A 23,413-nucleotide genomic window follows, 5' to 3' on the forward strand; every position below is an offset into this window, starting at 1 on the left:
CCACAGATACCTCCTGGCGAGCCTGTCGAAACAGGCCCTTATTCACAGAACCTTAAGGGTATCATTGCCGTGGCGGAGAGGCTATCGGCACGGGGAGATTCGGGAAGATGCGCCGCAAAGAGGCTTTATCGGCGTGCAGCAGCAGGCCCGGTTCGCTGTGGGTGGCCTCGCCGTACCAGACCGCTTCGCGGACCGCAACCGGCTTGCCGATCAGGCCCAGCGCATAAAAACGGTCGGCAATAGTTTGCTGCGCGCGAATCACTTTGAGGTCCATCATCCGCGGGCGATGGCTGCGGCGGGCCAACGCCAGGGACAGCGAGGCGACGTTAATCCCCAGCTCTGCCGCCAGCAGCCCGGCGGCTTCATCCCGTCGCCGATCGATAAACTGCCCGGTTTGCGTCAGCTCGTGCAGCAGGCGCTGCATGATATCGCCATGACGCGTCACGTAGTCGCGGCGCGACAGGTAGAACTGATGGTTGTGCACCCGACCTTCGCCGTTGGCTACCACCCGCAACTCCCCGGTGTGTTCGGCGTCGCTTAACAGCGGATCCCACATCATCCAGGCATCCACCGCCAGATAGTCGCTGGCGGTCAGCGGGTATTTGGGCGGGGTGTAGACAATCCTGACGTCATTTAAGCCCAGCCCCGCCTCCTCGAGAATCTGCAACAGCAGCCAGTGCACGTTTGACCCTTTGTTCAACGCAATACGCTTCCCGCGCAAGTCGGCAATCGTGCGGATCGCGCTATGTTGCGGGACAACCATCGCCACGCTCTGCGGCGCGGGCGGTTCCCACGCCACGTACACCAGCTCGCTGTTGCCGGACTGGGCAAAGACCGGTGGCGCTTCGCCGGTGGTGCCAAAATCAATTTCGTGACAGGCGAGGGCGTGCAGCAGCTGTGGCCCGGCAGGGAATTCGCTCCACAGCACGCTGACCCCGAGATGGGCGAAGGCGCTTTCCAGGCTCTGTCGGGCCTTTAAAATGCCCAGATTGCCAAAACGCTGATAGCCGATACGTAACTCGCGGTCGGCGGAAACGGCGGCCGACAGCGGGCGCTGCGTGGTCTCTACCCGCCGGCGGCTTTTAATCAGTCCAATGTTGGCCAGCTGTGTACGTAAGGTATGGCGACTGATGCCCAGCAGCGCCGCCGCCTGGCTTTGGTTGTCATCGCAGTGGGCCATCGCTCCGCGGATCAGCGCCCCGGTGATGCGCTCCCACAGTGCCTCGCCTGGCTGGTTAAGCTGCTGATAGATAAAACTATCCAGTTCATTATCGGTGGTTGTCGTCGGCGTATCGTACAACGTGCTCAGCCGCAGCTGCGCGGGCGTAATCTCCTCCTCTTTGCTGAGCAGAACCGCGTTATGTAACGTATTTTCCAGTTCGCGGATATTGCCGGGCCACGGATAGTCCATCAGCCTCGCCAGCGTTTCCGGCGCCAGGCGGCGGGTCGGACGACCCAGCCGGCGGGCATACAGCGTTAAAAAGTGATTGGCCAGCTGGGGAATATCCTGGCGGCGCTGGCGCAGCGGCGGCAGCGGCACGATGGCGATATTCAAACGGTAGTAGAGGTCTTCGCGGAAGCGGCGTTCGCGGATCGCCTGAGCTAAATCGACATGGGTGGCGGCGATGACCCGCACATTTACTTTGATGGCCTTGCGCGAACCGACGCGGGTAATTTCCCGCTCCTGCAGCACGCGCAGCAGCTTGACCTGCAGCGGCAGGCTCAGTTCGCCGATCTCATCGAGCAGCAGGGTCCCGCCCTCGGCGGCTTCAAACCAGCCGGGGTGGCTCTGCACCGCGCCGGTAAAGGCGCCTTTTTCATGGCCGAAGAGTTCAGCTTCCGCCAGGCTTTCGGTCAACGCGCCGCAGTTAACGGCGAGAAACGGCTGGTGACGACGCGTGCTGTGATGATGAAGATAGCGGGCAACCACCTCTTTACCGGTGCCGGTTTCGCCGACGATCAGTACGGTGGCTTCCGTTGGCGCCAGCTTATCCAGCAGGCTCTGAAACGCTTTCGACGCCGGGTCGACCAGCACGGGCGTATCGGACAGGGATTCAGGATTGAGCATGGTGGACCTCCGGTAAATGACGCCTTGAACTTATCCTTTGCCAGCGACAGAAACCAGAGGGTCGCGACGTCAGGCTGTTGCAAAATCAACAGCGGGCGCACATGAACTGGCGCATTTGCAACAGCAAAATGGGCAGGGTGAAATTATAATTAGCTGATTTTATTGAATTAATTTTTTGTTCACCTTTGGCATGATTATCGCTAACACTCATATAACCAAATTAAAACATCTCTTCGATGAATATCGAATATGGTTATATAGGAAATGGATAATGACGCAGAAAGCGAGCGATACGATCAATGTGTTCTGGTTCTTGCCCACCCACGGTGACGGCCGTTATCTCGGGACCACCGAAGGCGGTCGCCCGGTGGATTTGCCTTATCTCCAGCAGGTCGCGCTGGCCGCCGATAGCCTCGGCTACTACGGCGTGCTGATTCCGACCGGGAAAAGCTGCGAGGACTCCTGGCTGGTGGCGTCGGCGCTGGCGCCGTTAACCCGTCGCCTGCGCTATCTGGTGGCGGTGCGTCCGGGTTTACAGCCGCCGACGCTGGCGGCGCGGATGGCGGCCACCCTCGACCGGCTGTCGGAGGGGCGGCTGCTGATCAACGTGGTGACCGGCGGCGATCCGGTGGAGAACAAAGGCGATGGGATCTTCCTCAACCACAGTGAACGCTACCAGGTGACCCGCGAATTTCTCGATGTCTACTCTCGTTTGCTGAAAGGCGAAAAGGTGGACTATCACGGGGAGCATATTCACGTTGAAGGGGCGGAAGTGCTGTTTCCGCCGGTGCAGGAAAACGGCCCGCCGCTGTACTTTGGCGGCTCTTCGGAGGAGGCCATCGACGTCGCCGCTGAGCAAATCGACAGCTACCTGACCTGGGGAGAGCCGCCGGCGCTGGTGGCGGAGAAGCTGGCTATCGTTCGTGAACGTGCTGCGGCGCGCGGGCGTACCCTGCAATACGGTATTCGCCTGCATGTGATCGTCCGTGAAACGGAAGAGGAGGCCTGGGCCGCCGCCGACCGACTGATTGCCCACCTGGATGATGACACCATTGCTCAGGCGCAGAAGATCTTCTCGCGCATGGATTCCGCAGGCCAGGCGCGGATGAGCGCCCTGCACAACGGCTCGCGCGACAATCTGCGTATTGCGCCAAACCTGTGGGCCGGCGTCGGGCTGGTACGCGGCGGGGCGGGGACGGCGCTGGTCGGCAATCCGCAGCAGGTGGCGGAGCGCATCCGTGAATATCAGGCGCTGGGGATCACCAACTTTATCTTCTCCGGTTACCCGCATCTGGAAGAGGCGCACCGCTTTGCCGAGCTGGTGATGCCGCTGCTGCCGCTGGCCAGCAACGCCCAGCCAAAAGCGCGCGGCGTTAATACCGGGCCGTTCGGTGAAACCATCGGCGGCGATAAGCGCCCGGTAAAACAGGTCAGCGCCAGCTGAGCGGAGGTCGCAATGTTTCGCTTCTTCTTTCATAAGGCGGTGGCCTATGCCAACTGAACCTCATATCACGATCGTCGGCGGCGGCTTTAGCGGCGCGGCGGTGGCTATTCATCTGCTTGACCTGATGCCGGAAGGGGTACGGGTGACGCTGCTGGAGCCGCGCGCCGTGCCCGGGGCCGGCGTCGCCTATTCCACCGCCGAACCCAGCCACCGCATCAACGTGCCCGCCTCGCGGATGCAGTTGGCCGGTGAGGAGGAGGGCGCTTTTGACCGCTGGTACCGTAGTCAACCTGCTTTTGCCGACGATCCGCAGGCGTGGCGTGAAGATGGCTCGCTGTACCCCCAGCGCGGCCAGTTCGGGCGCTATGTCAGCCAGCGTTTTGCCGAGGCGGTACGGGTGAGCGCCGGGCGACTGGTTCACCTGCGCGAACAGGCGCTGACCTTTGACGAAAGCGGTATCACGACCGAGAGCGGTCGTCGGCTGCAAAGCGATCTGCTGATCCTGGCGGTGAGCCATCCGCCGCCGGCGCTGCCGCGTCTGGCGGCGCCTTTTCATGACCACCCGGCGCTGATTGCCAACCCGTGGCGTGCGGACAGCCTTACGGCAATCGCCCCGGACGCGCGGGTGGCGGTGATGGGAACCGGGCTGACGATGGCGGATTGCATCGCCACCTTATCCCGGCTCGGCCACCGTGGGCCAATTACCGCCTTTTCCCGCCACGGCCTGTTGTCCCGCGGGAACGTCAGCAGCGCGGCGGCGCAATGGCCGGGCGAGTATCGCCACGGCACGCTGCGCCAGCGGCTGCGGCAGGTTCGCAGCGATATCAGGCGTGCCGCAGAGCAGGGGCTTCCCTGGCAGGTGGTGCTGGATGCGGTGCGTCATCAGGGTCAGAGCATCTGGCAGGCGCTGACGTTTGCCGACCGCCAGCGCTTCCTGCGTCATCTGCGGCGCTACTGGGATGTGCATCGTTATCGCATTGCGCCGCAGATTGCCGAGGTGCTCGAGCAACGGCAGCGCGAGGGGAGCCTGCAGGTGCTGGCTGCACGGCTGACGGCGCTGGAAGGCGATTCCCGTACGCTGAGCCTCACCCTGGCGCCGCGCGCGGGTGAGCGCATTGCGCTGACCGTCGACCACCTGATTCTGACCACCGGCCCGGCCCACGGCGGGCTGATCGACAGCCAGCCGCTGCTGCGCGAACTGGCCCGTCGTGGCCTGATTCGCGCCGATAAGCTGGGTCTTGGGCTGGACGTGGATGCTCATTCCCGGGCGATTGGCCGCGACGGGCGTGCGATACCCAACCTGCTGATCTCTGGCCCGGCGGCTCGCGGCTATTTTGGCGAACTGATGGGGCTGCCGCAGGTGGCCGATCATGCCGCCGCCGTCGCCGCTGAAGCTTTACAGGCGCTGGGGATTGGGCAATCCGCCCGATGTCCCACGATCTAACCCCCCCATTCCCCTTATTCCTTGATGTGTTAAGCGTGCGTTCCGTTGACGGAATGCACCGTGGAGAGCGCTATGTCATCACAACGTGAAATTCGCCTGAATGCTTTTGATATGAACTGCGTCGGTCACCAGTCGCCGGGGCTGTGGACCCATCCGCGCGACCGCTCCTGGCAGTATAAGGACCTGGATTACTGGGTTGACCTGGCGCGTTTGCTGGAACGCGGTAAGTTCGACGGCCTGTTTATTGCCGACGTGCTGGGCATCTACGATGTGCTGAACGGCAACGGCGACGCGGCGATTCGCCAGGCGACGCAGGTGCCGGTGAACGATCCGCTGGCGTTGATTACCCCGATGGCGCTGGTGACGGAGCATCTGGGCTTTGGCCTGACCGCGTCACTGTCGTTTGAGCATCCGTACCCGTTTGCCCGCCGTCTCTCAACCCTCGATCATCTGACCAAGGGCCGGGTGGGCTGGAACATCGTCACCTCGTATCTGGAAAGCGGGGCGCGCAACATTGGCCATCAGGCGCAGACCGATCACGATGCGCGCTATGACTACGCCGATGAGTATCTCGACGTGGTTTATAAGCTGCTGGAAGGGAGCTGGGAAGATGGCGCGGTGCTGCGCGATCGCGAGCGCGGGATCTTCAGCGATCCGCAAAAAATTCATCCGATCAATCATCAGGGTAACTTCTTCACCGTGCCGGGGATCCACCTCTGCGAACCGTCGCCGCAGCGCACGCCGGTGCTTTATCAGGCCGGTGCCTCCAGCCGCGGTAAACAGTTTGCCGCCGGTCACGCCGAGTGCGTTTTTGTCGCCGCGCCGTCGAAAGTGCTGCTCAAAAAGACGGTGGCGGATATTCGCCGCCGCGCCGCCGAAGCCGGACGCGACCCGCGCAGCATTCTGATTTTCAACCTGCAAACGGTCATCGTCGGCGAAACCGACCGCGAGGCGCAGGCCAAATGGCAGGAGTATAAATCGTACGTCAGCTATGAAGGGGCGCTGGCGCTGATCTCCGGCTGGACCGGGATCGACTTCGGCCAGTATCAGCCGGATCAGGTGCTGAAATACCTGCATACCAACGCGATTCAGTCGGCGGTTGAAGCCTTTTCCACCGCCGATCCCGATCGCCAGTGGACGGTACAGGCGCTGGCCGACTGGGTCGGCATTGGCGGCTTCGGCCCGCTGATTGTCGGCAGTGCGCAAACCGTCGCCGATGAGCTGCAGTCATGGGTTGAGGAGACCGATGTTGACGGTTTCAACCTGGCGTATGCCGTCACCCATGAAACCTTCCGCGATGTCGTGGATCTGCTCATTCCCGAACTGCAAAAACGCGGCGTCTTTAAGCAGGAGTATCGCGAAGGCACCCTGCGCGAAAAACTGTTCGGCGCCGGGCCGCGTCTGGTCGCGCCGCATCCGGGGGCGGGGTATCGTCGCGGCGCCCGCATCGACGTCGCGGCAGGGGAGAAGGTGACATGATCGAGATAGATAACCTGCATAAAAGCTACCGCGCGGCGGACGGGCGGGTCAGCGAGGTGCTGAAAGGGCTGTCGCTGCGGGTACCGACCCGCTCCATCACTGCGGTCGTGGGGCCGAGCGGTGCGGGAAAATCGACCCTCGCGCGCCTTATCAGCCTGCTGGAGCGCCCCGACAGCGGCAGTATTCGGGTGAACGGCAACGACCTGTCGTTGCTCAGCGGCGAGGCGCTGCGTCGCGAGCGGCGCACGATCGGTACCGTTTTTCAGTCCTCCGCGCTGCTCAGCCGTAAAACGGCCTGGCAAAATATCGCCCTGCCGCTGGAATATCTCGGGGTGGTCGAGCGCGATATTAAAGCCCGCGTCGGCGAACTGCTGGAAAGCGTCGGGTTGAGCCATAAGGCGGATGCCTGGCCGGCCCAGCTTTCCGGCGGCCAGCGTCAGCGGATTGGTATTGCGCGTGCGCTGGCGCTACGCCCGTCGGTGCTGCTGGCGGATGAAGCGACTTCGGGGCTGGATCCGCAGGCTACCGCAACGGTGCTGAATTTGCTCAAACGTCTGCGCGATGAATACCGTCTGGCGATCGTGCTGATCACCCACGAGATGGATGCGGTCCGCGCGGCGGCGGATGCGGTGGCAGAAATTCGCGATGGCGCAATTGTGCAATTCGGTCAGGTGAAAGAGCTGTTGGCGCGCCCGGATTCACTGCTGGGCCAGCAGCTGCTGCCGCTCTCTCCGGTCGCGGCTCACAGCGACCTGCTGCTGCGCCTGAGCTATCGCTGGGATGTCCCGGTGGCGACCGACTGGATCAGCCGCCTGAGCCAACAGTTTGCGCTGCAGATCGATCTGCTCGGCGGCCACGTTGAGGTGATCAACGGCCGGCTGGCGGGAAGGCTACAGGTGGGGGTGCGGTTCCAGGGTGAGCGTCTGCCGCCGTCGCGGGTGCTGGCGCTGCTGGCCCAGCTCGGTATCGCGGCGGAGGTCCTTGACGACGCGCCGGAACTCAAGGAGGCGGTATGAAGCCGACGGTAATCAGTCAGGATACTCCCTGGAGCGAGATCCATACGCTGCTGCTGCCCGCCTACGCTGAGACCTGGCTGATGGTGGCCATCGTGATGCTGTTTGTGGTGACGCTGGGCGGTGTGGTCGGGGTGGTGCTATTCAATGCCTCAGCGCGCGGATTATTCCCGCATGCCGCGCTGTACCGGGTGTTGAACTGGGTGGTGAATATGGGGCGCTCTCTGCCGTTTCTGGTGCTGATGGCGGCGATTATTCCCTTCACCTTCTGGCTCACCGGGACAACGATCGGCATTCCTGCCGCGGTGGTGCCGATGATCGCCGCCGGGGTGCCGTTTTTTGGCCGGCTGGTGGAAAACGCGCTGCGCGAACTGCCGGCCGAGGTCACCGCCGTGGGGGTGGTGTGCGGCGGCTCGCGCTGGCAGATCATCCGCAGCGCCCAGCTGAGCGAAGCCCTGCCGGCGTTAGTGGCGGCGGTGACGCTCAATCTGGTCTCAATGATCGAATATTCCGCGATTGCCGGCACCATCGGCGCGGGAGGCATCGGCTATCTGGCGGTGGTGTACGGCTACCAGCGCTTCGACAACCACATCATGATCGCCACCATTATCGCGCTGATCGCCACGATTCAGCTGATTCAATTTTTCGGTGACCGTCTGGTCAACAAACTTCGCCACACTCAGGGGATCGCTTCATGACAACAGAACAATTTGAGTTACGTAAGGCCCGCCGCTGGCCGTGGCTGGCGGCGCTGGTGGTGATTGTGGCGCTGGCCGTCGCCTTTTGGTGGTGGCGGGGAGAGGCCCGGTCGCAGCAGGTGGTGTTTGGCACCACCCTGAAAATCCATTATGAACCGGCGATGGCCGGCGAACAGCGAATTATCGAGTACATCGGCCAGCATATTGCGCCGGATTATGGCCTGAAGCTGGAGGCGGTGGGCGTGCAGGATCCGGTGCAGGCGGACCGGGCGGTGGCGCAAGGGGAATACGCCGGAACCATCTATCAGCATCAATGGTGGTTGAAGCAGGTGGTGGACGCCAATGGCTTCGCGCTTTCAACCACGGTACCGGTATTCCAGTGGGCCTTTGGGATTTACTCCGATCGCTATACATCGGTCAAGGATCTGCCGAACGGCGCGACGATCGTGGTGCCAGATGACGGCGCCAACCAGGGGCAGGCGCTGTGGCTGCTGCAGCGCATCGGCCTGGTTACGCTCGACCCGAAGGTGGAGCCGCGTACGGCAAAGCTGAAAAATATCGTCGGCAACCCGCATCAGTTTAATTTCAAAGAGCTGGACTTGTTAACCATGCCGCGGGCGCTCAATTCGGTGGACGCGGCCATCGGCTATGTCTCGCAGTTTGATGCCGGGAAAGTATCGCGCGATAAGGGGATCTTATTCCCGCCGGCGCCGCGGACTTTTGCGTCGCAGTTGGTTATCGGGACGCCTTATTTATCGCAGGAGAATATCGTCAAATTGCAGCAGGCATTTTCCGACCCGCGCATTCAGAGCTGGTTGAAAACCACCGACGACCCGCTGGTGAAAGACGTACTGGTGCCGGTTTCCGCGGAATAATCTGCGCTGATGATCGATCTCGCAGGACGGGCGAAAGCGCGTCCTGATTTTGGTGTTTTATTTAATTAACTTATTGAATATATTGATTTTTATATGCGTATTTGTTGGTTCCACTTTATCAGCGGGCGGCCTATAACTGCGATCACCTGCACAACATAATAAGGTGAAAACATGAGTACGCTGTCTGTTGATAATCCCGGCGTGGCCTCCGCACCGGTGAGTAGCGTCGGGGATGTGGCGCGGTTGATTAATTCGGGCAAGGATCAGGCTAAATATGCGCGGATGATTGTCTTCCTCGCTCTCGGCGGCGTCTTTCTCGACGCCTATGATTTAACCACGCTCTCCTACGGCATCGACGATGTGGTGCGTGAATTCCAGCTCTCGCCGCTGCTGACCGGGCTGGTCACCTCATCCATTATGGTTGGCACCATTATCGGCAACTTAATCGGCGGCTGGCTGACGGATAAATATGGCCGCTATTCGGTGTTTATGGCCGACATGCTGTTTTTCGTCGTCTCGGCCATTGCCGCAGGTCTGGCCCCCAACGTCTGGGTGCTGATCGGCGCGCGCTTCCTGATGGGGATCGGCGTCGGTATCGATTTGCCGGTCGCCATGTCCTACCTCGCTGAGTTTTCCCGTTTTACCGGCAAAGGCAATAAGGCCGCGCGCCTCGCCGCCTGGTGCCCGATGTGGTACGCCGCCTCGACGGTCTGCTTCCTGATTATCTTCGGTCTCTATTTCCTGCTGCCGCAGGCGCACCTCGACTGGCTGTGGCGCGCCTCGCTGCTGTTTGGCGCCGTCCCGGCGCTGCTGATTATCGCCGTGCGCAGTAAATTTATGAATGAATCGCCGCTGTGGGCGGCAAACCAGGGGGACCTGACTTCGGCGGTGCGCATTCTGCGCGACTCATACGGCATTGTCGCCCATGAAGCGCCGACCGAACGTCCCGCGCCGCCGCCGAAAGTGAGCTTCCGCGTGCTGTTTGAAAAGCCGTATCGCGAGCGCACCATCGTCGCTGGGGTGATGAATATTTGTATCTCCTTTGAGTACACCGCCATCGCCTTTTTCCTGCCGTCGATCCTTGCCCGGTTTATCGGGGCCGGGGTGTTTGAAACCATCTCCGCCTCGCTGGGGCTGAATGCGCTGTTTGCCTTTACCGGCGGCCTGCTGGGGATGCATCTGGCGTGGAAATACCCGTCGCGCCACGTGGCGATTGCCGGCTTCGCGCTGCAGTTTATCGCCCTGATCGTCCTTGCGCTGGTCGGCCAGCCGCAGGCCACCGTCGGGGTCGTGCTGGCGATCGCGATGCTCGGCCTGTGGCTGTTTGCCGAGGGCTTCGGCCCCGGCGCGCAGCTGATGATCTATCCGGCGCTTTCCTATCCTACCGCGATTCGCGCAACCGGCGTCGGCTTCAGCCGGGCGCTCTCCGGTATCGGCAGCGCGCTGGCGCTGTTCGTGCTGCCGCTGCTGCAGGCCTCCCTCGGCACTCAGATGTTCTGGGTGGTGTCGCTGGCCGCCATTATTCCGATTTTCTTCCTGCTTGCGGTCCGCCACGAGCCGACGCGTCACGATATTGACGACAGCCACCATTAAGGAACAGATGATGACATTACTCTCTACCGGTACCGATTATGAACAGCTGGCCGCGGCTTTCCGGCCGATTTTCTCGCGCATTGCGCAGGGAGCCGCGAACCGCGAACAGCACCGTATTTTGCCCGACGAGCAGATTCGCTGGCTGAAGGAAGCGGGGTTCGGCACGGTTCGCATTCCGCGGGAAAAGGGCGGCTGGGGCGCGTCGCTGCCGCAGCTGATTGCCCTGCTGATTGAGCTGGCCCAGGCCGACTCCAACCTGCCGCAGGCGCTGCGCGCCCATTTTGCCTTTGTTGAAGATCGCCTGAATCAGCCCGACTCCGCGCAGCGCGATCGCTGGTTTCAACGTTTTCTCGACGGGGAGCTGGTGGGCAGCGGCTGGACCGAAACCGGCGGGGTCAAGCTTGGGGAGGTGATTACCCAGGTGACGCCGGACGATCGCGGCTGGCGGTTAAACGGCGAGAAGTTTTACAGCACCGGGACGCTGTACGCCGACTGGATTGATGTCTTTGCCCGCCGCAGCGACAACCAGGGCGACGTTATTGCGCTGGTCAGCACCCGGCAGAGCGCGGTGGAACGCGAAGACGACTGGGATGGCTTTGGTCAGCGTCTGACCGGCAGCGGTACCACCCGCTTTAAGCAGGCGCAGGTTGAGCAGGAACATGTCTATGATTTTGCTGAACGCTTTCGGTATCAGACCGCCTTCTATCAGCATATCTTACTGGCGACGCTGGCGGGAATCGGCCTGGCGGTGGAACGCGATGCCGCCGAGGGGGTGAAAAAACGCACCCGCATGTACAGCCATGGCAACGCCGCGGTCCCGCGTGAGGATGCGCAGGTCCTGCAGGTGGTGGGGCAAATCAGCAGCTGGGCGTGGGCGACCCGCGCGGCGGTGCTGCAGGCGGCGGAGTCTTTACAGCAGGCCTATGTCGTTCATGCCAGCGGCGATGAAGCGCTGATTGAACAGCGCAATCGGCTGGCGGAAGTCGAAGCGGCGCAGGCGCAGGTGGTTGCCAGCGAGTGGGTGCCGCGCGCGGCGACCGAGCTGTTTAACGCCCTCGGCGCGTCGGACACCCGGGCGGGTAAGGCGCTCGACAGGCACTGGCGCAACGCGCGCACGGTGGCCTCGCATAACCCGGTTATCTACAAAGCGCGCAATATTGGCAACTGGCTGGTCAACGGCGAGGCGCCGACCTTTATCTGGCAGATTGGCGATGGCGAAAAGGCGCAGGGCTAAAAAGAGAGAAGGCGACGGGGAGGCCCGTCGCCGACAACGGTTATTTATCCTGCGACCAGGTGGCGCTGCGCACGTCCACCTTCACCGGCAGCAGGCCGATACGGGTGAAGGTATCCGCCAGCGCCTGCTGCTCGTTATAGACCGCAGGCGTCATGCGTTCGGCGCCATAGGGCAGGCGGGCAAGCGCTTTCAACCAGATAGCCTTATCCAGCCCGGTTGACGTGGCGAGGATCCCGGCGGCATCGTCCTGATGGGCGTTCGCCCAGTCGCTTAGCTGACTTAACTCATCCACTACCTGTTTTGCCGTATCCGGGTGGTTTTCGGCAAATTTGCGGCTGGCGAGGTAGAAGGTGTAATGCGGCACCAGCCCTTCGGCGTTGCTGATCTGCCGCGCCTTCGCGTTGGTTTCGACTTCGGCAAGGTACGGATCCCAGATAACCCAGGCATCAATGGCGCCTCGCTGGAAGGCGGCGCGGGCATCGGCCGGGGGCAGATAGACCGGGGTGATATCTTTATAGCTCAGCCCGGCTTTTTCCAGCGCGGCCACCAGCAGGTAGTTGACGTCGGAGCCTTTATTCAGCCCCACGCGCTTGCCTTTCAGATCGGCCACGTTGTGAATCGTTGAGTTTTCCGGCACCACGATCGCTTCAGTTTTGGGGTTGGCCGGTGAGTGCGCGAGGTAGACCAGATCCGCCTGAGCGGCCTGGGCAAAGGCCGGCGGCGCATCGCCGGTGGCCGCCAGGTCGATACTGCCGACGTTCAGCCCTTCCAGCATCTGCGGGCCGGCCGGGAATTCCACCCAGCGCACGGCGATGCCCTGTTTTTTGAAGGTCTCATCGAGGGAGCCGCGGTATTTGAGCAGGGCGAAGATATTGGCCTTCTGATAGCCAATGTTGACGGTTTCCGGCGCCTGAGCCAGCGCGGACGCAGACAGCCCGAGCAGCAGCGGCAGCGCGGCCAGATGCAACCTTTTGGACATAATGTGTTCTCCTTTGGCGATTTGCCGTAAGGTAACAAATTGTCCTTATAACCAATAAATAACTAAATTGTAATTGATATAACTGAAATGTTTGGCGAGGGAGAAGAGATTGCGGGGAAGCTGCCCGGCAGAATCGGCTGCCGGGCAGGTATCGTTAATCGCAGGCGACGATTTTCATTGCCAGGCCGCCGCGCGAGGTTTCGCGGTATTTGGCGTTCATATCTTTGCCCGTTTCATACATGGTTTCGATGACCTTATCGAGACACACGCGCGGTTCGCTGGTGCGGCGCAGCGCCATTCGCGCGGCATTGACCGCTTTGACGGCGGCGATGGCGTTACGTTCGATGCAGGGAACCTGTACCTGGCCGGCAACCGGATCGCAGGTCAGACCGAGGTTGTGTTCCATACCGATCTCTGCCGCGATGCACACCTGACCCGGGCTACCGCCCAGCAGCTCGGTGAGACCGGCCGCCGCCATCGAACAGGCCACGCCGACTTCGCCCTGGCAGCCGACTTCGGCGCCGGAAATCGAGGCGTTCATCTTATACAGCGAGCCGATCGCGCTGGTTACCAGCAGGTAACGCGCCAGCGAATTAGCATTCACCTTGCGGATAAACTTGTCGTAATAGGCCAGTACCGCCGGCACGATGCCGCAGGCGCCGTTGGTGGGCGCAGTCACCACGCGTCCACCGGCGGCGTTCTCTTCGTTGACCGCCAGGGCAAACATGTTGATCCAGTCAACCACCGCCATCGGGTCGCTGTTGGTATTGTCCTGGCTAACCAGCATCCGGCGCAGGGCGGCGGCACGACGCGGAACCCGCAGCTTGCCCGGCAGTACGCCTTCGGTGGTGATGCCGCGCTCAATACCGCTGCTCATCACTTCCCAGACGGCGGCGAAGTGCTGCTCCAGCTGCTCTTTGCTGTGCAATGCCAGTTCGTTTTGCATCATCAGGCCGGAAAGCGAGAGCCCGCTTTCGCGGCAGTGTCTTTGCAGGTCGGCCGCATTTTTGTACGGATAAGGCACCACCGGCGGCGCTTCATTGGTCAGGCCGAAATGTTCTTCATCGACAATAAACCCGCCGCCGATGGAGTAGTAAGTCTGGGTGTATAGCACCTTGTCGCCGCCCAGGGCGGTAATGCGCATACCGTTCTCATGCAGCGACAGGTTGTCGGCATGGAAATTCATGCACTGGTCGACCGGAAATTCAACTTCCTGCTGGCCGTTCGCCAGCATCAGGCGGCCGTGGGTGTTGACGTCCTGAATGAATGCCGGGATGGCGTCGATATCAACGCTGTCAGGCAGGTTGCCCGCAAGACCCATAATAATGGCGATGTCGGTATGGTGGCCTTTACCGGTGAGGGAAAGGGAGCCGTAAACGTCGACAACGACTTTGGTGACGTTGGCAAGCAGCCCGCGCGCGATAAGATCGTCCGTGAACTGCTTGCCCGCTTTCATTGGTCCAACGGTATGGGAGCTGGAAGGGCCAATGCCGATTTTAAAAATATCGAATACGCTGATCATGTTGCATCCAGTACTGTCGGGGAGCGCGCCGCCTGCTGGCGGCGCGGGGGAGAGATTAGCTGAACAGAGAGTAGAAAATCGCGGAGATAGCAATCAGGCCCATAATCACCACGAAGACGTTGCTGATGTGGCCGCTGTATTTGCGCATGGCCGGGACTTTCTGGATGGCATACATCGGCATCAGGAACAGAATCATCGCGATAATCGGGCCGCCGAGGGTTTCGATCATCCCGAGAATGCTTGGGTTCAGCGTGGCCACAATCCAGGTGGTCACCAGCATGAACAGCGCCGTGATTTTGTTCAGTTTATTGATTTCGATGGATTTGCCTTTACCACGCAGGGATTTAATCACCATGCCGTTAAAGCCTTCACGTGCGCCCAGGTAGTGGCCGAGGAAGGATTTGGTGATGGCGATCATCGCGATGATCGGCGCCATCCAGGCAATGACCGGTGCGTTAAAGTGGTTCGCCAGGTAAGACAGAATCGAGATGTTCTGCGCTTTTGCTTCTGCCAGATCGGCCGGAGACAGGCTCAGTACGCAGCTGAAGACGAAGAACATCACGGTCAATACCATCATGATATGAGCGCGAGCCAGGATGCTGGAGCACTTCTTCTCTGCGCCCTGACCGTACTCTTCACGCTTCGCCACGGCGAAGGAGGAGATGATCGGCGAGTGGTTAAAGGAGAACACCATTACCGGAATCGCCAGCCAGAGAGTCATCCACAGACCATTACCGGTAAAGGTAGCGCTGTTCAGGGAGAGGGTTTCCAGCGCCGCGCCGTTCCACTGAGGAATCAGGTACAGTGCGAGGATCATCAGAGCGATAACGAACGGGAACACCAGAATACTCATCGCTTTAACAATCATCTGCTCGCCGAAACGCACGATGGTCATCATGCCCACAATCAGAATCAGCGACAGGATCGCACGCGGCGGCGCGGTCATCTGCAGCTGGTGGGTCATAAAGCTTTCGACGGTATTGGTGATAGCCACGCTATAAACCAGCAGAATCGGGTAGATGGCGAAGAAGTAGAGCAGAGTAATCAGTTTACCTGCGCCGACACCGAAGTGCTCTTCTACCACTTCCGTGATGTCTTCACCCGGATTTTTACCGGAAAGGACAAAACGGGTCATTCCGCGGTGGGCGAAAAAGGTCATCGGGAAAGCAAGAATTGCCATGATGATCAGGGGGATCATCCCGCCGACGCCGGCATTAATCGGCAGGAACAACACGCCCGCACCGATTGCCGTACCGTACAGTCCCAGCATCCACATGGTATCTGTTTTGCGCCATCCGCTACGGGTTTCGCCCGATACGATAGTGCTGGTTTGAGTGGTTTCCATCTGTATCTCCTGGAGGAAGCGACCAAATATAATGATTAAAATCAATTAAGTAATATTAAATGTGTTTGATTACGGTTTTTTAATGATTTTCTCCGCAACAAGTGGGGCGGAAAGATACATTTATCTGGTAAATGCATCAGTGATCGCGATCCCAATTGCAATAATCCACTTTCGAGGTGGGTATTTTTAGTTCAACAGTCTGTTTCTGGTGATCAGCCAGGTATTTGTGGCGCGAAGGCTACCATTTACAGGATATGAGATAAAAGAAGGCAGGCTTAATAACGATGTTTTTACTGTAAAAATGAGATACTGACGATGTTTTCGCGCTTAAATGCCTTTTTATCAGTGATATTTATTGCTTCTTATGGAAACGCAAACGATTGGCTTTTGTTAAAATGTTACAAAGCATTCTTAAAATAAATGAATTATTGGGAAAGCGGGCCTGAGAAGTTTAAAAGAGGTTAAGAGAGGTCAAAGGAGGTTAAAGGGAGTTTAATACGGGAAGAGGGGGAAAGCGGATTACGACAGCACGCGCCGTAACCCGGAATGACAGATTAGCTATCAGGAACAGATTTCGTAGCAAGGAATATACGCAGTGCCGCCCGGAAGCTTCATGCGGTGCTGGGCGACGAAACCCTGCAGCAGGTCGTCCATCCGACGCATCATCTGCGGATCGCCGTGCAGCTTGTAAGGACCGAATTTTTCAATCGCCTGGATACCCACCTCTTTGACGTTGCCGGCCACGATACCGGAGAACGCGCGCCGCAGGTCTGCCGCCAGCATCTCGACCGGCTGATCGGGATAAAGCTTGAGGTTGGCCATGTTTTCATGTGTCGGGTCGAAGGGCATTTGCAGATCCGGGGTGATACGAATCGACCAGTTAAAGCTGTAGGCATCGTCGGTTTCCCGGCGACTCTCTTTCACCAGCGGCATCGCTTTCTTCATCTGGCGCGCCACTTCGCTGGCGTCGTCGATAATGATGCGATAGTGGCGACGCGCCGACTCGCCCAGCGTATGGACGATGAACTCATCCAGCACGCGGAAATAGTCGGCGCTCTCTTTCGGACCGGTGAGGATCAGCGGCAGGACCTGCGATGTGTTGGCCGGGTGCATTAAAATCCCCAGCAGATAAAGCAGCTCTTCCGCGGTGCCGACGCCGCCCGGGAAGATAATAATGCCGTGGGCGATACGGACAAACGCCTCAAGACGTTTTTCGATATCCGGCATGATCAGCAGCTCGTTAACCAGCGGGTTAGGCGGTTCGGCGGCAATAATTGATGGCTCGGTCATGCCGATAAAGCGGCTGTCTTTGTAACGCTGCTGGGCGTGGCCGACCGCGGCGCCTTTCATCGGCGCTTCCATCGCACCCGGACCGCAGCCGGTGCAGATATTCAGTTCGCGCAGACCCAGCTGGGTCCCGACGCGACGGGCGTACAGATATTCGTTTTCGTTAATCGAGTGGCCGCCCCAGCAGACAATCATATTCGGCGCTTCGCCGACGTGCAGCGCACGGGCGTTACGCAGAATAGAGAACACCAGGTTGGTGATATGCACCGAGCTTTCAAGATCGAGATTCGGGAAGCGCACGGTGTTGTGAATCTGCCCGTAAACGAACAGGATATCGCGCAGCACGGCGAACAGGTTGGCCTGCAGGGAACGGATAATACGCCCGTCAACGAAGGCCTCTTCCGGGGGATTGATCAGTTCCAGCTTCACGCCGCGTTCACGACGCAGCACGTTGATATCGAAATTTTCAAAACGAGACAGCAGCTCCTTGCTGTTATCGGTCAGGCTCCCCGAGTTGAGTACAGCAAGCGAGCAGTTACGAAAGAGTTGATAGAGGTCACTGCTGGCGGTGCGTTTAAGCATATCCACTTCCAGCTGTGACAGCATATCCATTGAACCAAGCGGGCTAACATGTGTAATCAAGTGAACTCCTTACAGGACGATTATCGTCTTCCTGTGATTACAATAGCCTTGCTGATGGCGTTTTCACAACCTTGCGCGCGGGTTAACGCACGCAAATTGTGAAAATGTTGACTATTGACGAGCGAGGCGACCGATGGCCGGAACAAAATCGGTGTTGCTGCGCCACGGGTTGATGTCCAGACCGCCGCGTCGCGTGTAGCGCGCATAAACGGAAAGGGCTTCCGGCTGGCAGAAACGCAGAATATCGTTGAAGATGCGCTCTACGCACTGCTCGTGGAATTCGTTGTGGTGGCGGAACGACACCAGGTAGCGCAGCAGCTTTTCGCGATCGATTTTGGCGCCGCGATACTGAATTTGCACCGAACCCCAGTCCGGCTGATGGGTGATCAGGCAGTTGGACTTCAGCAGATGGCTGACCAGCGTCTCCTCGACGACTTTGCCGCTTGCGGCATCCTGCAGATAGTCGGCGTTGAACTGGTAGTTATCGATTTCAATATCCTGATCGTCGATACAGGCGCCGTGCAGATGTGCTACCGGCTGGCCTTCGAGTTCATCAAGACGATACAACGACACTTTAACTTCCCCCTCCGCGCAGGCGCTGAGATCGCGCGCCAGCGTCGCCTCGACCTCCTGCCAGTCGGCGAAGCGGGTCTGGTTAAAGCTATTGAGATAGAGCTTAAAGCTCTTCGACTCTACCAGGTTCACGGTTGTGTCATTGAGTTCAACATGGCCTACGGCGACCTGCGGTAGTCCTTTAGCGTTGAGCCAGGAGAGTTCGTACAGCGTCCAGATATCACCGCCGTGAAAAGGCAGATTGTCCGCGTGCAGGCCCAGCGGATCGCGGTTCAGGCTGCGCGGTACGCCCTGTAGCAGCGAGGCATCGTAAGTATCGCGGTAATCGGTTGATTTACCGAGCGTCAGGCCGGCAAGCGCCTGATGATTATCGTAAGAAGACATGTTTCACCATAGTAAAGCGGGTACACTATACGCCAAGTGTATCCTGTCTGACGTGAAGAGAGAAACCGGTGGACTATCAAACCGCAGAAGCGCTGCAAGCCTTCACCCAACGTTATTGCGCTGCCTGGCAGCAGCAGCGCGGCAGCCTGCCGCGTAGCGAAGAGCTTTATGGCGTGCCGTCACCCTGTATCAGCGCGACGGACGACGACGCCGTTTTCTGGCAGCCGCAGCCCTTTAGCGCAGAACAAAATATCAGCGCGGTTGAACGGGCACTGGATATTGTGATACAACAGCCGATTCATAGTTATTATACCACTCAGTTCGCCGGCGATATGGCCGCGCGCTTTGCTGGTGAGACGATGCTGCTGCTGCAAACCTGGAGTCCGGATGACTTCCGGCGCGTGCAGGAGAATTTAATCGGTCACCTGGTGGTGCAAAAACGGCTGAAGCTGTCGCCAACACTTTTTATCGCCACGCTTGAGAGCGAGCTGGAGGTCATTTCGGTGTGCAACCTGAGCGGCGAAGTGCTCAAAGAGACGCTCGGCACGCGTAAACGGACAATCCTTTCGCCTTCTCTGGCAAGCTTCCTTGAGCAGCTTGATCCGGTGCTGTAATCCATTTTTCCCACCCGTTTGTGAGAGATCTCTTACAAGACCTGTAAGAGATCGTCATCATTTAAGCCAATTTTTCGCGGCTTTATTTCTTGTAAGTCAATATAATTCAGTGAGTTATTCTTCTTTTTGCCTGTTTGACCAGGGATTAACCTTAAGAGATTCTCTTAAGAAGGCTTGTAAGACGAAGCGGAATCAGTGATCCTATGTGTGTCGACAGGGAGTCGCGAAATGAAGTGAACATCAGGATGATGACTCTTCATGCAGGACCCGCCGGGAAGGCGTTGCAAGGACAGGCTTCAGGATGAAGCGCAGGATAACGCAGGAACGCGTAAAGGACACCTCCAGGATGGAGAACGTGAGCCGCTCATGATGAACGGTGGATCAGGAAGATCGGGACAGACTTAAGGATAAGTGATTTCACATCGGGGTGGTGTGGAAGCAGGATGCACAAGTTTACGGATGAACATGGTCAGGAGACCTCAGGAAAAGTTTTCATGGACGAGCAGGGAGCACCAATGTAGCTGGATTGCTGCGAAACGAACCGGGAGCACTGTTTATACAGTGCTCCCTTTTTTTATGCCTCTTTTTATCGCATTACCTTTGGCTGGGGCATTTGAACGAAGGCCAAATCGCCTGGGTCGTGCTTCAGGTCAGGCTGGGGCAATGTGTCTGGCCCATACCACTCTGGCGCATGGCTGCACACCCATGGTCATGACTGGAGGGGAGACGGCGCCATGATTTTGAGTAGTTTTCGCTGCTGTATTTGCTATCCTGCGTCCGGTTTACAACTCATCGAGGTTTCCCATGACTCTTCACCATAGCGTGCGCGAGCGTTTGCACGCCCTTGAAGCGCTGCTGCGCGAAACGGACCACTGGCAAGACAATGCGCCGGAAAGTCGCGCGTTTGCCAGCCAACAGCCTTTCTGTATGGACACGCTTGAACCGCTGGAGTGGCTGCAGTGGGTCCTGATTCCTCGTATGCATCACTTACTCGATAGCGAGCAGCCCATGCCGCAGAATTTCGCCGTCGCGCCCTATTATGAAATGGCTCTCGATGCCGCACATCCGCTGCGCGAGCGGGTGCTGGCGGAGCTGCTGCTGCTGGATACGCTGTTTGCCGGTGATGACGCCTGATGCTGGAGATTATCTATCAGGATGAATGGCTGGTGGCGGTGAACAAACCCTCCGGCTGGCTGGTTCATCGCAGCTGGCTGGACCGCGATGAAAAAGTGGTGGTGATGCAAACCGTACGCGACCAGATTGGTCAGCACGTGTTTACCGCCCATCGCCTTGACCGCCCGACATCGGGTGTCCTGCTGATGGGGCTGTCGAGCGAAGCGGGAAGGCGCCTGTCTCAGCAGTTTGAACAGCATCAGATGCAAAAGCGCTACCACGCGGTGGTGCGCGGTTGGCTGACCGACGAAGCGGTACTGGATTATCCGCTGGTCGAAGAGCTGGATAAGATCGCTGATAAATTTGCCCGCGACGATAAAGAGCCCCAGCCGGCGGTCACGCACTATCGCGGAATGGCGACAGTCGAAATGCCGGTGGCGACCGGACGTTATCCGACAACGCGCTACAGCCTGGTTGAGCTGGAGCCCAAAACCGGACGTAAACACCAGCTGCGCCGCCATCTTTCGCATTTACGTCACCCGATTATCGGCGACAGTAAACATGGCGATCTGCGACAAAACCGTAGCGCCGCAGAGCATTTTTCCGTTGACCGCTTGATGCTTCACGCCAGCCAGCTATCGTTAACGCATCCCTTTACCGGCGAGCCGTTGGCTATCCGTGCGGGCCTGGACGACGTCTGGATGCGGGCGCTGTCGCAGTTTGGCTGGCGCGGTCTTCTGCCGCTAAATGAAAGGGTTGAGTTTGCTGACGACAGCGGTCAGGATGAAGAGATTGAGGTCAATTCAGGGAGATAATCATGGCAGATATCGGTATTTTTGTAGGCACGATGTATGGAAACGCGCTGCTGGTAGCCGAAGAGGCTGAAGCCATTCTGAGCGGTCTGGGGCATAAAGCAAAGGTGTTCGAAGACCCGGAGATTCAGGACTGGGAGCCGTATAGCGGCAAATATGTGCTGGTAGTCACCTCCACCACCGGTCAGGGCGATCTGCCGGACAGCATCGTCCCGCTGTATGAAGGGATGAAAGACATGTATCAGCCGCACCTGCGCTACGGGATTATCGCTCTTGGCGATAGCACCTACGCGAATTTTTGCGGCGGCGGTAAGACGTTCGATGCCTTGCTGCAGGAGCAGGGCGCCAGACGTATCGGCGACATGCTTATGATCGATGCCAGCGAAGACCCTGAACCCGAGAGCGTGTCGAACCCATGGGTTGAACAGTGGGCGACTCTGCTCGAATAAACAAATACATTAGCTAAAAGTTGCGCCCTCTCCCTACATAGAGGGCGTCACTTCCTGATGCCAGTGCCAGATAAACGGTCGATAAAATGTTAACCATTTTACCTGTCCCGGGCATCGGGCATTTGCACGACAACCTGTTCACGCGGGCGGTTTTTTCCGGGAGTTTCCACCGGGTCAAGTGAAGCATTTCACACTCCTGCTGTTTGTCCCGCCATTTCCGCTGTTCCTCGCGCCAGCTTTTCATTTCCGTGAACTACCCCCCATCCAGTCAGGCATAAGCCATAAATCTATTTCTAAATCTCCGCTAAAGCTGTGTGTATGCACGGTGAGCCGGTCAGGTCCTCTTTTTATACTTTCCCTGCCAGTTAAAAAGGCAGCACGCCAGATATAACGAAAACAATGAAAAACTCAAACGCGTCATTCTGACTACCCTACAGGTTGTGCCATTCAGAATGAACGTAGCTAACGGCTATGATTCAGGAGTGCAACAATGAGTACATTAAGTCAGGCGGCGAGCGGCGCGGAAAAACGCACCAATGCCCGCTACTGGATTGTGGTGATGCTGTTTATCGTCACATCTTTCAACTACGGTGACCGCGCAACGCTATCGATAGCCGGTTCGGAAATGGCCAAAGATATTGGCCTGGACGCGGTGGGCATGGGCTACGTTTTTTCCGCGTTCTCATGGGCCTACGTTATTGGTCAGATCCCCGGCGGATGGTTGCTTGACCGTTTCGGTTCAAAACGGGTCTATTTTTGGTCTATCTTCATCTGGTCGATGTTTACCCTGTTACAGGGCTTCGTCGATATCTTTAGCGGCTTCGGTATTATTATCGCGCTGTTTACCCTGCGATTTCTGGTCGGGCTGGCGGAAGCGCCTTCGTTTCCTGGCAACAGTCGCATCGTAGCGGCCTGGTTCCCGGCGCAGGAAAGGGGAACCGCGGTGGCGATATTCAACTCCGCGCAATACTTTGCCACCGTTATCTTCGCGCCCATCATGGGCTGGTTAACCCATGAAGTGGGCTGGTCGCACGTCTTCTTCTTTATGGGTGGGCTGGGGATTATCATCAGTTTTGTATGGCTTAAAGTCATCCATGAACCGAATCAGCATCCCGGCGTGAACAAGAAAGAGCTGGAGTACATTGCCGAAGGCGGTGCGCTGATCAACATGGATCAGAAGAAAAGCGTGCAGAAGGTGCCGTTCAGTGAAAAATGGGGCCAGATTAAACAGCTGATCGGTTCGCGCATGATGGTCGGGATCTACATTGGTCAGTACTGCATCAACGCCTTGACCTACTTCTTTATCACCTGGTTCCCGGTCTATCTGGTGCAGGCGCGCGGCATGTCGATTCTGAAAGCCGGGTTTGTCGCCTCGGTGCCGGCAATCTGCGGTTTTGCCGGCGGAGTACTGGGTGGGATTATCTCCGACTGGTTAATGCGCCGTACCGGCTCGCTCAATATTGCCCGTAAAACCCCGATTGTGGCAGGCATGCTGATGTCGATGGTTATGGTGTTCTGTAACTACGTTAACGTCGAGTGGATGATTATCGGCTTCATGGCGCTGGCCTTCTTCGGCAAAGGGATTGGCGCGCTGGGCTGGGCGGTGATGGCCGATACCGCGCCGAAAGAGATCAGCGGCCTGTCGGGCGGCCTGTTCAATATGTTCGGCAATATCTCCGGCATCGTCACGCCGATTGCGATTGGTTACATCGTCGGGACCACGGGCTCATTCAACGGCGCGCTGATTTACGTCGGGGTGCATGCGCTGGTAGCGGTACTGAGCTATCTGGTGCTGGTGGGCGATATCAAACGCATTGAATTGAAACCTGTTACGGAGCGTTAATG

19 protein-coding genes are annotated in these 23,413 nt (G+C 58.5%); 13 read left to right on the forward strand and 6 right to left on the reverse strand.

Annotated features, from left to right (window positions below; translation table 11 throughout):
- Nucleotides 1–61: 61 nt before the first annotated feature.
- The gene (locus tag GRPL_RS16460) at nucleotides 62–2,068 is read right to left on the reverse strand and encodes a sigma-54-dependent Fis family transcriptional regulator (RefSeq protein WP_080718625.1); all 2,007 of its coding nucleotides are present in this window, start codon (nucleotides 2,066–2,068) and stop codon (nucleotides 62–64) included.
- 271 nt (nucleotides 2,069–2,339) lie between these two features.
- Here GRPL_RS16460 and ssuD point away from each other — a divergent pair, with 271 nt between their 5' ends.
- The 8 genes from ssuD to GRPL_RS16420 all read left to right on the forward strand — a co-directional run bounded on the left by ssuD (nucleotide 2,340) and on the right by GRPL_RS16420 (nucleotide 11,848).
- Complete coding sequence (gene ssuD, locus GRPL_RS16455; protein ID WP_032696744.1) at nucleotides 2,340–3,512, forward strand: FMNH2-dependent alkanesulfonate monooxygenase; 1,173 nt, start codon at nucleotides 2,340–2,342, stop codon at nucleotides 3,510–3,512.
- A gap of 46 nt (nucleotides 3,513–3,558) precedes the next feature.
- Nucleotides 3,559–4,956 carry an FAD/NAD(P)-binding protein gene (locus GRPL_RS16450; RefSeq protein WP_032696745.1) on the forward strand — a complete coding sequence of 466 codons (1,398 nt, stop codon included), beginning with the start codon at nucleotides 3,559–3,561 and terminating at the stop codon, nucleotides 4,954–4,956.
- Nucleotides 4,957–5,028: 72 nt separating this feature from the next.
- Nucleotides 5,029–6,435 carry an LLM class flavin-dependent oxidoreductase gene (locus tag GRPL_RS16445; RefSeq protein WP_032690931.1) on the forward strand — a complete coding sequence of 469 codons (1,407 nt, stop codon included), beginning with the start codon at nucleotides 5,029–5,031 and terminating at the stop codon, nucleotides 6,433–6,435.
- Nucleotides 6,432–7,451, forward strand: coding sequence for a methionine ABC transporter ATP-binding protein (locus tag GRPL_RS16440; RefSeq protein ID WP_032696746.1), 1,020 nt, complete (start codon nucleotides 6,432–6,434; stop codon nucleotides 7,449–7,451). The genes GRPL_RS16445 and GRPL_RS16440 overlap by 4 nt, the downstream gene beginning before the upstream one ends.
- The gene (locus GRPL_RS16435) at nucleotides 7,448–8,146 is read left to right on the forward strand and encodes a methionine ABC transporter permease (RefSeq protein WP_032690933.1); all 699 of its coding nucleotides are present in this window, start codon (nucleotides 7,448–7,450) and stop codon (nucleotides 8,144–8,146) included. Before GRPL_RS16440 ends, GRPL_RS16435 begins: the two co-directional genes overlap by 4 nt.
- Entirely contained in the window at nucleotides 8,143–9,021 is an 879-nt protein-coding gene (locus GRPL_RS16430; protein ID WP_032696747.1) for a MetQ/NlpA family ABC transporter substrate-binding protein, read from the forward strand. Before GRPL_RS16435 ends, GRPL_RS16430 begins: the two co-directional genes overlap by 4 nt.
- A gap of 171 nt (nucleotides 9,022–9,192) precedes the next feature.
- A complete protein-coding gene (locus tag GRPL_RS16425) occupies nucleotides 9,193–10,614 on the forward strand; it encodes an MFS transporter (RefSeq protein WP_032698893.1) in 1,422 nt (473 codons plus the stop codon).
- Between the two features lie 10 nt (nucleotides 10,615–10,624).
- Nucleotides 10,625–11,848 (forward strand): acyl-CoA dehydrogenase family protein, encoded by a 1,224-nt coding sequence (locus tag GRPL_RS16420; RefSeq protein WP_032698895.1) that lies wholly within the window; start codon nucleotides 10,625–10,627, stop codon nucleotides 11,846–11,848.
- Between the two features lie 40 nt (nucleotides 11,849–11,888).
- On the opposite strand, the gene GRPL_RS16415 is transcribed toward GRPL_RS16420, so the two are convergent.
- The 5 genes from GRPL_RS16415 to queF form a co-directional block, all read right to left on the reverse strand.
- Complete coding sequence (locus GRPL_RS16415; RefSeq protein WP_032690937.1) at nucleotides 11,889–12,827, reverse strand: aliphatic sulfonate ABC transporter substrate-binding protein; 939 nt, start codon at nucleotides 12,825–12,827, stop codon at nucleotides 11,889–11,891.
- Nucleotides 12,828–12,981: 154 nt separating this feature from the next.
- Nucleotides 12,982–14,349, reverse strand: coding sequence for an L-serine ammonia-lyase (locus GRPL_RS16410; protein WP_032690938.1), 1,368 nt, complete (start codon nucleotides 14,347–14,349; stop codon nucleotides 12,982–12,984).
- Nucleotides 14,350–14,404: 55 nt separating this feature from the next.
- A complete protein-coding gene (locus tag GRPL_RS16405; RefSeq protein WP_032690939.1) occupies nucleotides 14,405–15,694 on the reverse strand; it encodes an HAAAP family serine/threonine permease in 1,290 nt (429 codons plus the stop codon).
- Between the two features lie 561 nt (nucleotides 15,695–16,255).
- Entirely contained in the window at nucleotides 16,256–17,623 is a 1,368-nt protein-coding gene (gene ppnN / locus GRPL_RS16400; RefSeq protein ID WP_004867006.1) for a nucleotide 5'-monophosphate nucleosidase PpnN, read from the reverse strand.
- 111 nt (nucleotides 17,624–17,734) lie between these two features.
- Entirely contained in the window at nucleotides 17,735–18,580 is an 846-nt protein-coding gene (queF, locus tag GRPL_RS16395; protein WP_032696750.1) for an NADPH-dependent 7-cyano-7-deazaguanine reductase QueF, read from the reverse strand.
- A 68-nt stretch (nucleotides 18,581–18,648) separates the two neighbouring features.
- Between queF and syd the strand changes: the two genes are divergently transcribed.
- From syd to gudP, 5 genes are all read left to right on the forward strand, one after another.
- Nucleotides 18,649–19,194 (forward strand): SecY-interacting protein, encoded by a 546-nt coding sequence (gene syd / locus GRPL_RS16390; protein ID WP_032696751.1) that lies wholly within the window; start codon nucleotides 18,649–18,651, stop codon nucleotides 19,192–19,194.
- An 804-nt stretch (nucleotides 19,195–19,998) separates the two neighbouring features.
- The gene (locus tag GRPL_RS16385) at nucleotides 19,999–20,328 is read left to right on the forward strand and encodes a YqcC family protein (RefSeq protein WP_032696752.1); all 330 of its coding nucleotides are present in this window, start codon (nucleotides 19,999–20,001) and stop codon (nucleotides 20,326–20,328) included.
- A complete protein-coding gene (truC, locus tag GRPL_RS16380) occupies nucleotides 20,328–21,122 on the forward strand; it encodes a tRNA pseudouridine(65) synthase TruC (protein WP_032690943.1) in 795 nt (264 codons plus the stop codon). The genes GRPL_RS16385 and truC overlap by 1 nt, the downstream gene beginning before the upstream one ends.
- Nucleotides 21,123–21,124: 2 nt before the next feature.
- Nucleotides 21,125–21,568: a flavodoxin gene (locus GRPL_RS16375; RefSeq protein ID WP_032690944.1), complete on the forward strand. Its 444-nt coding sequence runs from the start codon at nucleotides 21,125–21,127 to the stop codon at nucleotides 21,566–21,568.
- 490 nt (nucleotides 21,569–22,058) lie between these two features.
- Complete coding sequence (gene gudP, locus GRPL_RS16370; RefSeq protein WP_032690945.1) at nucleotides 22,059–23,411, forward strand: galactarate/glucarate/glycerate transporter GudP; 1,353 nt, start codon at nucleotides 22,059–22,061, stop codon at nucleotides 23,409–23,411.
- The last annotated feature ends 2 nt before the right edge of the window (nucleotides 23,412–23,413 follow it).

Source organism: Klebsiella planticola ATCC 33531 (assembly GCF_000735435.1).
In the GTDB taxonomy this organism is placed as follows: Bacteria; Pseudomonadota; Gammaproteobacteria; order Enterobacterales; family Enterobacteriaceae; genus Klebsiella; species Klebsiella planticola.